This is a genomic window from Marinifilum fragile JCM 15579 (assembly GCF_001310955.1).
Taxonomy (GTDB): domain Bacteria; phylum Bacteroidota; class Bacteroidia; order Bacteroidales; family Marinifilaceae; genus Marinifilum; species Marinifilum fragile.
The window spans coordinates 186,459-201,175 of the sequence record NZ_BAZX01000004.1 but is presented as its reverse complement, the minus strand read 5'-3'; the positions used below and the strand labels follow the sequence as shown (position 1 = coordinate 201,175).

The window sequence follows — 14,717 nt, the reverse complement described above, 5'->3', positions numbered from 1 at the left end:
ATTACTATGCATGATGCGCGAGTTAAAAGGCACAACACACCCTATTCTAAAATTGCATTACAATTGCAATACGTAATATTCATAAATTATATTCGTGGGATATTATACGGTCTTCTTGTGGTTCTTTTTCAGTTATTTATATCACTACACATATAAACTTAGTGAACATTAAAATAGAGACCAATACACAATTACTATATAGAATCATTCTACCTAAATAGATAATCATCTATTACCTGTGTACACAGACATTACAGAACTCTTTAATATTAAAATACATAATTCATGTTTCATAACATACATTTTACTGGGTTACCTTTTAAGCATAATGGGAATTAACTATTATTAGTGCTTATTAAAATACAAATAGGTAGATAATGTTGCTATGAAAAGAATTATAAGAAGTGTGCTTACTCTTAGTCTAATAACAATAGTTCTTGCGAATTTATTAAGTGGCTTAATAAACCTTGCTGCTGAGGGAATTGGCAAGGGATATACCTACGAGACCTATAATGGGAAATACAAGTTTACCTATGTTCCTTCAAAAGGAGGTAAATTTGAACGAGTAAAAACCTATTTTGAACTTTTGCAGGAAGATGATCCGCATTATAAGGGTACAGAATTGTTTAGAACTTTTGAACGTAAACCACTTCAATTTTGGAACTGGTATTCTTACATGTTTTCAGAAGAATATAGCTTTCAATACCGAGAACTATCTAAAGGTAGCATTCACTATAGAGGATTAGAAAAGCAATAAATTGAATAAAGCGAAAATGAGAAATCTAATTCTAACAGTTGCATATTGCATTTTACTGGCTTGTTGTTTTTGGGGCCTGGATATTAAATATGAAGATAGAATTTCTTCTATTAGTTATTTTATGCTTTTATTATTAGCCATGCTATTAGGTAAGTTATCCAAGAAATTGGAAAAATATTTAGCAAATACATATCTATTTTTTGGCGTATTGCTGCTTTTAGTAGTATTAATATCTACCCCCATTCACGAAATGCTAACTAATTTTACCCTGTGGTAAAAAAGACTGTCAGTTTTGGCAGCCTTCACAATAAAAAAGCCCCTTAACAGGGGCTTTATATATAAAAGGGATGTTAAAACCTAAACCTAGATTCAGGTTAACAGAATCAAATTTAATCAATTTTTAACAGAATACTTATTAACCCGATTAAAATTTAAATAATAATCTAATTCTCAATTATTCTTCCACAACTTCACTACCCTTAATTGGATTCGATTTATCAGGTAAAATCAGGTTTAAAACCACACCTACTACCGATGCCAAACCAATTCCTGCCAATGAAAAATTACCGTATGAAATTTGTGCTCCACCAATACCAACAGTCAGTACAACTGAAACAATTACCTGGTTTCTGGTTTTTGTAAAATCTGTTTTCGCATCGATAAGAGTTTTAATACCAATACCTGCAATCATACCGAAAAGCAATAGCATAATTCCACCCAAAACAGCTTGAGGAATGGTTTTAAGGAATGCACTTACCTTACCAACTAATGAAAACACCAATGCTGTAATCGCTGCTATTCTTAACACTCTTGGATCGGTAACTTTTGTTAGTGCAATTGCACCTGTAACCTCTGAGTAAGTTGTATTTGGTGGTCCACCAAAAAATCCTGCAAAAGCAGTAGCAACACCATCACCCAATAAAGTTCGGTTTAAACCTGGCTTTTTAACAAACTCTTTGTTTGCCACTCCACCAATTGCATACATATCGCCAACATGCTCAATAATCGGAGCAAACGCAACAGGAATCATATATAAAACAGCGCTCCAATTTAATTCAGGACGAACAAACTCAGGAAGTGCAAACCATGCTGCCTCTTTAATTGGTGTGAAATCAACTTGACCTAAAACTACTGATACAATGTATCCTACAACAATTGCAGAGAAAATAGGAATCAATTTCAGCATTCCTTTGGTGTAAACTACAATTAAAATAGCAGTTAACAATGCAACAGAAGAAATGATCCAATTGGTTTTAGCCATATTAACTGCAACAGGAGCCAAGGACAAACCTATAATCATGATAACTGGTCCAACAACAATAGATGGAAAAATTTTCTCGATAACTCTTAATCCCCAAATTTTGATGATTCCGGAAACCAAACCGTACACCAAACCTACCGCAATTAATCCAGATAAGGTTCCAGGCAAACCATATAATTCTGTTGCGGCTACAATTGGAGCAATAAAGGCAAAACTACTGCCTAAAAAAACAGGAACCATACCTTTTGTGATCAAATGAAAAATCAAGGTTCCGATTCCTGCTGTAAACAATGCGACTGCTGGGTCAATACCAACTAACAATGGGACTAGTACCGTTGCGCCAAAGGCAACAAAGAGAAATTGTACTCCCAAAATAATTCTTTTCGCGGGACTTTGGAATCCCGGAGCCGTAGCTTCTTGAGTAAGGATCATAAAATGGATTTAAAAATTCACAAATTGGCGCAAAGATAATAAGCTTCTCGAAACTGACAAATTCGAAAAGTTCAATAAATCAACGCAAAGGAGTGCATTAAATCAAAAAACTCAATTAGATCCTTGATTAGAAATCGTCAGCTAAAAAATCTTTTTTTCTTAAACAGACACAATCTAAGTAAGTTTTAAACAATAAGATATCGGAAATGAAGATTAGAATTTAATATCACGAACCATAAGTTGTGTTTCTACTTTTCCCATGTACTCATTTTCTTGAACTGAGTAACAAACATCGAAAGGAGAACCGCTAGATATCTTCGAATACAGATTACCCATCGAAAAAGCAATACCGCCTTTTACATCTCCTTCTCGGATATCATCAACAACCGAAAGCTTAAGATGCTCTTTATTTCTACCAACCGGGCGGCTATATCCATAATCCACTACCTTTTCGCTTATAAATACAGGTGTCATATTCTTAGGTCCGAAAGGCTCGAACTGTTTCAACACTCTGAAAAATTTAGGTGTGATATCGGAAAGTTTAATGCTGGCATCCACTTTTATCTGAGGAACCAACATATCATCTGTAATGTTTTCGCAAACATATTCCTCGAAACGTTGTTGGAAAGCACTAACATTTTCAATTTTCATGGTTAGGCCGGCAGCATACTTATGACCTCCAAAGTTTTCCAGCAAATCGCTACATGCCGATATTGCATTGTACAAATCGAAACCATCTACCGAACGAGCACTGCCCGTTGCAAATCCATTCGACTCGGTAAGAATTACAGTTGGCTTGTAATAGGTTTCAATCATTCGAGAAGCCACAATTCCAATAACCCCTTTGTGCCAGTTGCGATCAAACAAAACCGTACTCTTCTTTTCGAGCAAAGTTTTGCTTTTAGCTACACGTTCCAAAGCTTCATCGGTAATGTTATGATCCAACTCTTTTCGGTCCTCGTTCAATCCATTTATGGTATCACCAATTAAAGTAGCAGCTTCTTCCCTTTCGGCAATTAACAACTGTACCGCATGATTTCCCGATTGAATTCTACCTGCAGCATTAATTCTTGGACCGATTTTAAAGACAATATCATTAACGCTCAAATCTTTTGAAACACCAGCCAATTTAAGGATTGTTTTTAATCCCAAGCGAGGTTTTTCATTCAGTCGCTTTAATCCATAATAGGTTAAAACACGATTTTCTCCTGTAATTGGAACAATATCCGATGCAATACTTACCGCCAATAAATCCAGAAGAGGAATTAGTGTTTCGAACTGCCAATTTTTCCTGATAGACAATCCTTGCATTAACTTAAATCCAACGCCACAACCCGAAAGAACATCACAAGGATATTCGCAATCACTTCTTTTTGGATCTAACACTGCAACTGCATCTGGCAAAGTTTCGTCTGGCGTATGGTGATCACAAATGATAAAATCAACTCCTTTTTCGCTAGCGTAATCAATTTTCCCAATGGCTTTAATTCCACAATCCAGTGCGATAATCAAACTAATATTATTCTCTGCTGCATAATCGATTCCAGTTTTGGAAATCCCATAACCTTCCGAGTAGCGATCAGGAATATAGTAGTCTATAAAATCGAAATGAGATTTTAGATATGTATAAACAAGAGCTACAGATGTGGTGCCATCAACATCGTAGTCGCCATACACCATCACACGCTCTTGCTTCTCCATGGCGATAACCAATCGGTCAACCGCCTTGGTCATATCTTTCATCAGAAAAGGATCATGCAAATCGTCGAGACTGGGACGAAAAAAAGCTTTGGCCATATCGAAGGTTGTGATTCCTCTCTGAACTAACAGATTGGCAATCACTCGGTCAACACCCAATGATTCCATTAGTGCGCCAACCGTTTCTTCATCGCCCGGCTCATTTATTACCCATCTCTTTTCCATATTTAAGATTTTAGCTAGCCAAATTAGTCAATTTCCAGCTTCATATCAAACAGATTTGCAATATGATTTTTTAAATTATGTTTTACCTCTTCAATATCAAGCTCTTTGCCTAGCTCTTTTTTTAATGAGGTTACACCTTTATCAACAAATCCACATGGATTTATGTAATCGAAATATTTCAAATCGGTATTCACATTAAAAGCAAAACCATGCATGCTAACCCATCGACTAACTCTAACCCCAATGGCACAAATTTTACGAACTTTTGGTGTATCGATATCCAGCCAAACTCCAGTAGCTCCATCCAATCGAGTACCTTTCAATCCATAATCTGCGATACAGTTGATTATGGCCTGCTCAAGGGTCTCAATGTATTTCTTGATTCCCATATCATAGGTTTCCAAATTTAGAATTGGATAGCCAACAATTTGTCCAGGACCATGATAAGTGATATCCCCACCTCTGTTTATTTTGTGAAAACTTGCTTCTTTTGCCTGCAGTTGCAGCATATTAAGCAACATATTCTGCTCTTTACCGCTTTTTCCTAAAGTATACACATGTGGATGTTCACAAAATAGCAAGTAATTATTACTTAAGTTTTTTTCCTCTGCAGGAAGTTCAGAATTTGCTTGTCGCGATTGTAATACTTCCTGAAACAAGTTTTCCTGATAATCCCAGGCTTCTTGGTATTCAACCGAACCCAAGTCTCTAAAAATCGTATTAATCATTTTTTAAAACCTGCTTTAATTTAAGTGCATTAACGTGTTGTTCTGCGTGATATGATGAACGAACAAGTGGAGTACTTTCAACAAATGAAAAGCCTTTCTCCAATCCTACTTGCTTATATTTTTCAAATTGTTCTGGACTTATATATTCCTGAAGTTCCAAATGTTTACGGGTTGGTTGTAAATATTGACCTATGGTCATTACCTTAACTCCAACAGCTAACAAATCATCCATCGTTTGGTAAATCTCCTCTTCGGTTTCACCCAAACCAAGCATGATTCCCGATTTTGCAACAATTCCTGAATCGGCAATCTGCTTTAAGACTTTTAAACTAAGATCGTATTTTGCACGACTTCTAACCTCTGGTGTCAAGCGACGAACCGTTTCAAGATTGTGAGAAATTACTTCTGGATTTTCATTGATAACTCGCTGTACATCCTCTTCTTTTCCATTAAAATCCGGAATTAAAACTTCCATGGTAGTTCCCGGACAGGCAGCTTTAATCTCCTTAATGCATTCCGCCCAAATTCTTGATCCTCCATCTTCCAAATCATCACGATCCACAGAGGTGATAACTGCATGCTTTAACTTCATCAATTTAATTGATCTCGCCAATCTCTTAGGCTCTTTTGTATCAGCAGGAAGTGGTTTTCCGGTAGGAACATTACAGAATTTACATGCTCTTGTACAAATATTTCCCAAAATCATGAATGTTGCTGTTCCATTTCCCCAACACTCTCCAACATTAGGACATTTTCCACTCGAGCAAATTGTATGCAATCCGTGTTCTTGAACAATGCCATTTACGTAGGCATAATCGTCACCTTTTGGCAGCTGTATTTTTAGCCAATCTGGCTTTCTTTTTATTTTCATCTCAACATTCTCCCTATTTCCGTCAATAATCTATTTTGCAACCAATTATCAACATTAAAACTTCACAACAATTCATAATTCTTGCAATAAAATTTCAATTCATGCAAAGGTATTCGAAAGGATTGAATTAGCACTCAATTTAAAGGGCTTTTTAACTAGTTTTTGACACTGGATATTATTTTTATTCAATCTAAATACCGCTAATTGTGCTGCAATAATAAAAAATAAAAACCTCACTACCATGCATATTCAATTACAATTAAGAATTTTTAAGCAGATGATCTCATATTCTGTATTTTGAATGCCCTAACTGCATAAAATTTTACAACTAGTTTATTTTTTTACAAGTATTTATAGCGATGAATTCACAAATTGCTCAGGTTATTATATCTTTGCACCCGAATAAACTTTATTGAGATTAAGATGAATGCGTTAGAACTTAGTGAACAAGAGATCATTAGAAGAAATTCCCTAAAGGAAATGCAGAATTTGGGCATCAACCCATTTCCTGCAGCACAATATCATGTAAATAATTATTCTACAGATATTCTGAAAGATTTCGATCCTGAAAAAAACAACCTACAAGAGGTTTGTATTGCAGGTAGAATAATGAGCAGAAGAATTATGGGTAAAGCTTCTTTTATTGAACTTCAGGATTCAAAAGGAAGAATTCAGGTATACATTGCCCGCGATTCTATTTGCCCTGAAGAGGATAAAACTCTTTACAACACAGTATTCAAAAAGCTTTTGGATATTGGAGATTTTATTGGAATTAAGGGATACGTATTTAAAACAAAGGTTGGAGAAACTTCTGTTCATACAACCGAAATGACAGTTCTTTCAAAATCAGTCCGTCCTCTTCCTATCGTAAAAGAAAAAGACGGAAAAGTATACGATGCTTTTAGTGATCCTGAAATGCGTTACCGTCAGCGTTACGTTGATTTGGTAGTAAATCCGGATGTAAAAGAAGTGTTTTTGAAAAGAACTAAAATCATTAACTCAATGCGCGAGTTGTTCAACAGCAAGGGATATCTTGAGGTTGAAACTCCAATTTTGCAAGCAATTCCAGGTGGTGCATCGGCTCGTCCATTTATCACTCATCACAATGCTTTAGATATTCCATTGTACATGCGTATTGCCAACGAATTGTATCTAAAGAGACTTATTGTTGGTGGATTTGATGGTGTTTATGAGTTTGCAAAAGATTTCCGTAATGAAGGTATGGACAGAACTCACAATCCTGAATTTACTGTAATGGAAATCTATGTAGCCTACAAAGACTACAACTGGATGATGGATTTCACCGAAGAGATGATTGAAAAAGTTGCTTTAGATCTTCATGGTACAACTAAAGTACAAGTGGGAGACAAAGAAATTGATTTCAAGCGTCCATTCAAACGTATTTCTATGATTGACTCTATTAAAGAGCACACAGGAATTGACATCAACGGAATGAATGAAGATGAACTTCGCGATGTTTGTAAGCAATTAAATATTGAGGTTGACGAAACTTTTGGTAAAGGAAAGTTAATTGATGAGATCTTTGGTGAAAAATGTGAAGGCAACTACATTCAACCAACTTTCATTACTGACTATCCAATCGAAATGTCTCCTCTTTGTAAAAAACATAGAGATAATCCTGAGTTAACCGAGCGTTTTGAGCTTATGGTGAACGGTAAGGAAGTTTGTAATGCCTACTCTGAGTTAAATGATCCTATCGATCAGTTGGAAAGATTCCAAGAACAAATGAGATTGAGCGAAAAAGGAGATGACGAAGCAATGTTTATTGATATGGACTTTGTTCGTTCTCTTGAATATGGTATGCCTCCTACATCGGGTATGGGTATTGGTATAGACCGCTTAACCATGTTGATGACCAACTCTCATTCAATTCAGGATGTACTATTTTTTCCACAAATGAGACCAGAGAAAAAAGCTGCAGTTGATAGTGATGAAAAATTTATTGAATTAGGAATTGCTCCAGAATGGATGCCTATTATTCGTAAAGCCGGTTTCCAAACTGTAGAAGCTCTTAAAGAGGAAAAAGCTACCAAACTGCACCAAGATATTTGTGGTTGGAACAAAAAATTAAAAATGGGTTTAAATAATCCTAGTCAGGATGAAGTAAAAGCTTGGTTAGCTTAAACTTATTTTATTAGGAAATATAACATGATCGGAGGTTGGGAATTTTTCCCTTCCTCCGATATTTATTAAATTAGAGATCTGTTACTTACAAAAACAACTCTCTATTTTAAAAAGACTTAGCAATAAAATATGAACGAATCGTCGAGAATTGCCATTATTGGAGGTGGTAGTTGGGCTACAGCAATCGCAAAAATACTTCGCGAAAATGATCTGAAGCTTAACTGGTACATGCGAAACCTTGATACCATCAAACAATTTAAACAACTTAGTCACAACCCAAGATATCTAACTGGAGTTGAATTCGATCTTAATCACATTGAGTTCTACAACAATTTGAATGAAGCAATTAAAAATTCGGATGTGATCATATTTGCAGTTCCGTCGGCTTTCTTAAAAGATGCTTTAAAGAAATTAACGGTTAGCTTAGAAGATAAGATTATTGTTTCGGCAATTAAAGGTATTGTTCCAGATGAGAATATGATTATTGGTGAATTCTTTAACGAACATTATAATGTACCATTAGATAGCATTGGTATTATTTCAGGACCTTGTCATGCCGAAGAGGTAGCTATGGAACGCTTATCGTATTTAACCATTGCATGTCAGGACACAAAAAAAGCGAGATCGCTGGCTCTTAACCTAGAATGTCCTTATATCAAAACTACTATTTCTGATGACATATACGGTACTGAGTATTCGGCCGTACTTAAGAATGTATTTGCAATTGCGGCGGGAATCTGTCATGGACTTCGTTATGGCGATAACTTTCAGGCGGTACTTATCTCCAATGCAATACAAGAAATTAAACGTTTTGTAGATACAGTTCACCCAATTACCCGCGACATTAAGAGTTCTGCTTATCTGGGTGATTTATTGGTAACATGCTATTCACAATTTAGCCGTAACCGCACCTTTGGTACCATGATTGGCAAAGGATATACTGTAAAAACGGCACAACTTGAAATGCACATGATTGCTGAGGGATACTATGCTGTTAAATGTATCAAAGAAATCAACGAACACTACAACGTAAATATGCCAATTACCATGGCTGTTTACAATATTTTATACGAACGTATTTCTCCTACCATAGAAATAAAATTATTAACAGAAGATTTACGTTAGACTTAAATTTTAGCTGTATTTTTGCAGCGGATATACGTAAGAATAAACTTTTTAAATACAACTTTTACATTCTATATCTATCAAACTATTTGGAGGGGTATCGGTTCAGATAGAGGTAAAATGTAAGGCTTAATTTCTACACAATGGAACACATTAAATTGAGTATCGACAAATCTCTTGACTTTGTAAGTAAGGAAGAGATTTTTAAGTTTGAAGAAAGCAGTAAAAAACACCTTATTTCCCTTCACGAAGGAACCGGAAAAGGAAATGATTTTGTTGGTTGGGTTGATTTGCCTTCAAGAATTACTGAAGCAGAATTAAATGACATTGAAGCCACTGCAAAATCATTAAAGGATAAAGTTGAAGTATTGGTAGTTGTGGGTATTGGTGGTTCATACCTTGGTGCAAAAGCTGTTAATGATGCACTTGCTCACAGTTTTGATCACCTAAATTCTGGAGATGAAAACCCTTTGGTACTTTATGCTGGTCAGAACATTAGTGAAGATTACCTATACGAATTAACAGATATTTTGAAAAGCATCGAATTTGGTATTTGTGTAATATCAAAATCAGGAACAACAACGGAGCCTGCTATCGCTTTTCGTTTATTGAAAGAAATGTTGGAAGAGCAAGTAGGTAAAGAAGAAGCTCGTGAAAGAATCGTTGCCATTACTGATGAATCAAAAGGTGCTTTAAGAACCCTTGCTGATCAGGAAGGCTATAAAACATTTGTAATTCCTGACAATGTTGGTGGGCGTTATTCTGTATTAACACCTGTTGGATTATTACCAATTGCTGTTGCTGGGCATGATATTAAAGCCTTGGTAAAAGGAGCAAAATCAATGCAAGACTATTCGGTTGCAGCAGCTTTTGAAGAAAACCCGGCATTGCTTTATGCTGCTACCAGAAATGCTCTATACCAAAAAGGAAAAGGCATCGAAATTCTTGCCAACTACAATCCAAAACTTCATAATGTTGCTGAATGGTGGAAACAACTTTACGGCGAAAGTGAAGGTAAAGAAAACAAAGGTATTTTCCCTGCAAGCGTTGATTTCACTAGTGACCTTCACTCTATGGGACAGTATATTCAGGAAGGACAGAGAAATATATTCGAAACTGTAATTTCTGTTGCTAAGCCAAACCACACTGTATTGATTCCTGAAGATAAAGACAACTTGGACAAGTTAAATTATCTTGCTGGAAAACGTGTTGATGAAGTAAATAAAATGGCTGAATTGGGAACTCAATTGGCACATGTTGATGGTGGTGTTCCTAATCTAAAAATTGAAATGCCTCAACTAAATGAATTCTATTTGGGTGAGTTGCTTTATTTCTTCGAAATTGCTTGTGGTGTTAGTGGATACATCTTGGATGTAAATCCATTCGATCAACCAGGGGTTGAAGCGTACAAAAGCAATATGTTTGCATTGCTTGAGAAACCAGGTTTCGAAGAAGAATCTGCAAAAATCAAAGAAAGATTATAAAATCTAAATTGATGATATCAAAAAGACCGGATCAGTCCCGGTCTTTTTTTGTATCGTAAATTTCCACATCTTCCTTCACCCTTTTGCCATCGCAATAAATTCTAGCCTTCTTACCTGTAAATTGTCCCAGAAAAAATGAAGTTACCATTATTGGGTAGGTATACAACTCAAATCCTAATCCGAACAGTTTGCGAAACAAAACAACGAAAGGAATTGGAGCATGGATGGCAATAAACCACATCACCGAAAACTTTTTAAATCCCTGACGAACATAGCCAAATGGCATATTCAGCACATAGGTTGCCAATGCTGCCAATATCAAATTTAGTTCCATACGAACGAATATATCAATAATTATCGGCAAAATGCAAGCTACTTAAATAAATCATCAAATTTTAAATACATTTGTTGCCATTATTTAAAGCACAATGAATTATAAATCTAAAGTCAAAGGTATTGCACTTGCACTAACTGCAACCATAAGCTTTTCAAATGTTTACTTGTTTAGTAAAATGGCCATGAAAGATGTTGATTTGGCTTCTTTTGGGATCTTATGGTTTGGTTTAGCTTTAATTTACAACTTACTTTACAACCTATTTTTCACTCAACGAAAGGGATTAAAAAGTTTAACGAAAAAATCAAAAAGAATTCTTCTCCTAATTGGTCTATCAGAGTTCATCTCAATAACGGCATTTTTTCTATCGATAAAACTTACCGAAAACCCGGCAATTGTATCTTTTCTTGCTAACACCAGTCCAATTTTTGTAATTCTTATTGGTTTTTTATTCTATCAAATCAGATATGGTTTTACTTCCATTATTGGGGTATTTATTACATTATCTGGTGTTTTTTTAATGAACACCAATAACTCAGATTTCGAATGGCAAACTTTGCTAACTCCTGCTAGTATAAGTGCCTTGGTATTTGCACTATTCTATGGCGTAAGTCTTGTGCTTGCCAGATCAGAAATTAAAAATATTCCAACTACAATGATAACTGTTTGCAGAAACTTATTTCTGTTTGTAGGATTCGCAAGCTATTTGGTTGCAAAACAAGAATTACCAACTTATAGCCTTCAGTCTGTTCTCTATATCACAACAGGCTCATTTTTTGGTCCTTTCTTAGGAATACTTCTTACATTTGCCTCTCTAAAATATGTTGATGCATCCATAACAACATTAATTGGCACATCGAGAAGTATTTTTATTGTTGCTGGCGCCTTTCTTTTAATGGGAATACTTCCCAATGTGAATCAACTGTTAGGAGGTTGCTTAACCATCCTGGGAATTTTAACCATTACCATGGCCGATATCATTTCTAAAAAGAAATAATCAAGCTAGTGCCTTACGTACTTGTACAAATAACTCTTCCTTGCTGAAAGGTTTTGTAAGATATCCATCACAACTTGCTTTCATACATTTTTCCTCTTCCTCTTTAAAAACATAAGAGCTTTGGACGATTATTTTCGTTGCAATTTCTGATTTTTTAATTTCATCTATACATTTCATGCTATCTCTGCCTGGAATATTTAAATCCATAATTAATAAATCAGGAGATAATTGCTTCAATTTATCAAGCATTTCCATACTATTTTCAGCAAATGACACCTCTACATCTTGATCTTCAAATAATTTTTTAACGTACAAAAATGAATTGTAATCATTCTCAGCAATAAGTACTTTCTTTGATCCTATCCGCTCTTTCTTATTTTCAGTACCATCATGTAGATTAAGAAGTTTCGATTTACCAACCGGTATTGTAAAATAGAATGTACTTCCAATTCCAACTTCTGATTCAAATCGTATTGTTCCACCAAGTAACTCTACCAAACCTCTACTTATACTTAGTCCCAGACCAGCTCCTTCAATAAAATGTTCTTCGTCACCTTGTCTAAATCTTTCAAATATTACTCCTTGTCTATTCTTTGGAATTCCAATGCCATCATCTTTTACATATATCTCTACAAATTCTTGATCATTAGATTCTATCATCTTGCATCCAATTTCGACTCTTCCAGATTCAGAAAACTTAATAGAATTTTCAATCAAATTATCTAATATCTGTTGAATTCTTGTACTATCAGAATGCAATTTTAAACATTCAATCTCAGGACTTGATTTTACTGCCAATTCCAAATTGGGCTTACTTTTAATTAGATCCCGATTCTTATGAATCTCCAGACTTTCTTTCATCAATGAGAACAAATAAAAATCAGCATTCTTGAGTGTAATTTGGCTCATTTCCAATTTAGAAAGATCAACAATATCATCAATTATCTGGACTAAACGATTGCCGGACTGTTGAATGATATTGACATACTGCATACGTTCTACCTCTTTGATTTCTGAATCAATTAAAAGTTCCGAAAATCCCATAATTGCATTCATTGGAGTACGAATTTCATGACTCATATTGGCCAAGAATATTGATTTTAATTTATCAGATTCTTCTGCTTTCTCTTTGGCCTTTCTGAGTTCTTCTTCAGCCTTTTTAATTTCTGATATATCTCTGGACACCCCCAAAACTCCCGTGACATTGCCAATAGAATCGTACATTGGAGTTTTTATAGTCTCTGTAAGAACCTCCTCATCTGTATTAACTGATTTGGCCCAATTCACAAATCGTATGGTATTAGCAGATTTTATTACTTCCAAATCTTTCTTAAAATAAAATTCAGCCATTTCAGGATTAATATCAATTTCAAAATCAGACTTCCCAATTAATTCTTCCTCCTTAACACCAATAAACTCCGCAAAATTATTATTACAGGCCAAATATTCCCCTTCTGTATTTTTTAACCAAATCATTTCTGGAACTGTTTCCAAAATCGTTTCCAATCTGGCTCTCTCATTATCAATCTGCTTTAAAGCATTTTTTCTTATACTAATATCTCTTAAAATAGCCCAATAACCCACGATTTCATCCTGTTCATCCTTCATTAAATGAACTCTCAATTCAACGGGTGCGATGGATCCATCTTTCTTTATACATTCCTTTTCATAAACTTGAGAACTTCCATTTATTAGAACTTCATTATTTATTATTTGTTCATCAATATGAATCCACTTTTGAGGCGTTATATTTTTAAAATTTGTACTTAACAAATCTTTTTCTGAATACCCTAATACATCTTGCAAAGCTTTGTTACCTTCGAGTATATTATACTCTATGTCCATAACAACATAAGCATCCGACATACTCCCATACAATCTTGAATATTTTTCTTCGGTTGAAGATAAGATGGTTCTATTATTCACATTTTGCATTTGTCGCTGCATAAACAATCCCAACAACATATTTACAATTGGATAAATTGTGAGAAGGGGTAGAACAAGATATGAGAGCGTAGAATAGATTTTTTCGGAAGGAAGAAGTAAGGTGCAAAACAACATTGCAATGTGCACAATCAATCCCATGAGTAATAATTCTACCCATTTAAGTTGATGGTCTACTCGGGTTAATAGCTCTCTCCATAAAATCCCTATTGTTCCAGAACAAATTATTACTGCTATTCCCATTATTATACCATCTCCTCCCATAAAAAATCTATAGGTACTGGTAATAAGCATAGCAATAACTGTTGGTATTGCACCAAAAAATAATCCTGATATTGAAAGAATAATAGACCTGGTATCAAAAACAATTCCCGCAGATCCCTTCCATGATGTCATCATTAGAATGATACCAATAGATCCAATAATACCACCAAAAAGAACTTGACGATATAGAGGGGATAATTTGGTTTTATTTACCCACATATACTCGCAAAAAATACTAAAACTTAATAATATAGCTGCATTTTGCACGAGTCCAAGAAGAATAGAGTCGTTCATAGATAATAATTCAGATAGTAGTTTTTAGTAATGTCTTTTATTGCTTATAAAATAGGACACAATAGCTTTTATACTCTAATTCCTTAAAAAGGTTATTATTAACAGAACTAATTTAAAGCATATATTTTAAACAATTTAAGCTAACAGTTATAATCCAA

The 14,717-nt window shown here is 34.8% G+C and carries 12 protein-coding genes; 6 read left to right on the top strand and 6 right to left on the bottom strand.

Annotation, left to right across the window (positions count from 1 at the left end; all coding sequences use genetic code 11):
* Positions 1-385 precede the first annotated feature (385 nt).
* Both JCM15579_RS05530 and JCM15579_RS05525 read left to right on the top strand, forming a co-directional pair.
* The gene (locus JCM15579_RS05530) at positions 386-757 is read left to right on the top strand and encodes a hypothetical protein (protein WP_054716902.1); all 372 of its coding nucleotides are present in this window, start codon (positions 386-388) and stop codon (positions 755-757) included.
* A 16-nt stretch (positions 758-773) separates the two neighbouring features.
* A complete protein-coding gene (locus JCM15579_RS05525) occupies positions 774-1,034 on the top strand; it encodes a hypothetical protein (RefSeq protein ID WP_054716899.1) in 261 nt (86 codons plus the stop codon).
* A gap of 177 nt (positions 1,035-1,211) precedes the next feature.
* Here the strand turns inward: JCM15579_RS05525 and JCM15579_RS05520 are convergent, their stop codons facing one another.
* From JCM15579_RS05520 to lipA, 4 genes are all read right to left on the bottom strand, one after another.
* Positions 1,212-2,450, bottom strand: a complete 1,239-nt coding sequence (locus JCM15579_RS05520) for a uracil-xanthine permease family protein (RefSeq protein WP_054716897.1) — start codon at positions 2,448-2,450, stop codon at positions 1,212-1,214.
* A gap of 213 nt (positions 2,451-2,663) precedes the next feature.
* Positions 2,664-4,373 carry a single-stranded-DNA-specific exonuclease RecJ gene (gene recJ, locus JCM15579_RS05515; protein WP_054716894.1) on the bottom strand — a complete coding sequence of 570 codons (1,710 nt, stop codon included), beginning with the start codon at positions 4,371-4,373 and terminating at the stop codon, positions 2,664-2,666.
* A gap of 23 nt (positions 4,374-4,396) precedes the next feature.
* Positions 4,397-5,101 (bottom strand): lipoyl(octanoyl) transferase LipB, encoded by a 705-nt coding sequence (gene lipB / locus JCM15579_RS05510; protein WP_054716892.1) that lies wholly within the window; start codon positions 5,099-5,101, stop codon positions 4,397-4,399.
* Positions 5,094-5,999 carry a lipoyl synthase gene (gene lipA / locus JCM15579_RS05505; RefSeq protein ID WP_262493489.1) on the bottom strand — a complete coding sequence of 302 codons (906 nt, stop codon included), beginning with the start codon at positions 5,997-5,999 and terminating at the stop codon, positions 5,094-5,096. Before lipA ends, lipB begins: the two co-directional genes overlap by 8 nt.
* Positions 6,000-6,395: 396 nt before the next feature.
* Here lipA and lysS point away from each other — a divergent pair, with 396 nt between their 5' ends.
* From lysS to JCM15579_RS05490, 3 genes are all read left to right on the top strand, one after another.
* Positions 6,396-8,117 (top strand): lysine--tRNA ligase, encoded by a 1,722-nt coding sequence (lysS, locus tag JCM15579_RS05500; protein ID WP_054716885.1) that lies wholly within the window; start codon positions 6,396-6,398, stop codon positions 8,115-8,117.
* A 129-nt stretch (positions 8,118-8,246) separates the two neighbouring features.
* Positions 8,247-9,242 carry an NAD(P)H-dependent glycerol-3-phosphate dehydrogenase gene (locus tag JCM15579_RS05495; protein WP_054716883.1) on the top strand — a complete coding sequence of 332 codons (996 nt, stop codon included), beginning with the start codon at positions 8,247-8,249 and terminating at the stop codon, positions 9,240-9,242.
* A 143-nt stretch (positions 9,243-9,385) separates the two neighbouring features.
* Positions 9,386-10,726 (top strand): glucose-6-phosphate isomerase, encoded by a 1,341-nt coding sequence (locus tag JCM15579_RS05490; RefSeq protein WP_054716881.1) that lies wholly within the window; start codon positions 9,386-9,388, stop codon positions 10,724-10,726.
* Positions 10,727-10,757: 31 nt separating this feature from the next.
* Here JCM15579_RS05490 and JCM15579_RS05485 read toward each other — a convergent pair whose 3' ends face one another.
* Positions 10,758-11,060: a hypothetical protein gene (locus JCM15579_RS05485; protein WP_174888098.1), complete on the bottom strand. Its 303-nt coding sequence runs from the start codon at positions 11,058-11,060 to the stop codon at positions 10,758-10,760.
* Between the two features lie 94 nt (positions 11,061-11,154).
* On the opposite strand from JCM15579_RS05485, the gene JCM15579_RS05480 reads away from it, so the two are divergent.
* A complete protein-coding gene (locus JCM15579_RS05480) occupies positions 11,155-12,057 on the top strand; it encodes a DMT family transporter (protein WP_054716878.1) in 903 nt (300 codons plus the stop codon).
* On the opposite strand, the gene JCM15579_RS05475 is transcribed toward JCM15579_RS05480, so the two are convergent.
* Positions 12,058-14,559, bottom strand: coding sequence for a PAS domain S-box protein (locus JCM15579_RS05475; RefSeq protein ID WP_054716876.1), 2,502 nt, complete (start codon positions 14,557-14,559; stop codon positions 12,058-12,060).
* Between the last annotated feature and the right edge of the window lie 158 nt (positions 14,560-14,717).

Bases quoted from the DNA above. Each gene is read 5' to 3' on its own strand.
- JCM15579_RS05480 (WP_054716878.1), top strand. From the start codon at position 11,155: ATGAATTATAAATCTAAAGTCAAAGGTATTGCACTTGCACTAACTGCA.
- recJ (WP_054716894.1), bottom strand. From the start codon at position 4,373: ATGGAAAAGAGATGGGTAATAAATGAGCCGGGCGATGAAGAAACGGTT.
- JCM15579_RS05495 (WP_054716883.1), top strand. From the start codon at position 8,247: ATGAACGAATCGTCGAGAATTGCCATTATTGGAGGTGGTAGTTGGGCT.
- JCM15579_RS05485 (WP_174888098.1), bottom strand. From the start codon at position 11,060: ATGGAACTAAATTTGATATTGGCAGCATTGGCAACCTATGTGCTGAAT.
- JCM15579_RS05490 (WP_054716881.1), top strand. From the start codon at position 9,386: ATGGAACACATTAAATTGAGTATCGACAAATCTCTTGACTTTGTAAGT.
- JCM15579_RS05475 (WP_054716876.1), bottom strand. From the start codon at position 14,559: ATGAACGACTCTATTCTTCTTGGACTCGTGCAAAATGCAGCTATATTA.
- JCM15579_RS05520 (WP_054716897.1), bottom strand. From the start codon at position 2,450: ATGATCCTTACTCAAGAAGCTACGGCTCCGGGATTCCAAAGTCCCGCG.
- lipB (WP_054716892.1), bottom strand. From the start codon at position 5,101: ATGATTAATACGATTTTTAGAGACTTGGGTTCGGTTGAATACCAAGAA.
- lysS (WP_054716885.1), top strand. From the start codon at position 6,396: ATGAATGCGTTAGAACTTAGTGAACAAGAGATCATTAGAAGAAATTCC.
- JCM15579_RS05530 (WP_054716902.1), top strand. From the start codon at position 386: ATGAAAAGAATTATAAGAAGTGTGCTTACTCTTAGTCTAATAACAATA.
- JCM15579_RS05525 (WP_054716899.1), top strand. From the start codon at position 774: ATGAGAAATCTAATTCTAACAGTTGCATATTGCATTTTACTGGCTTGT.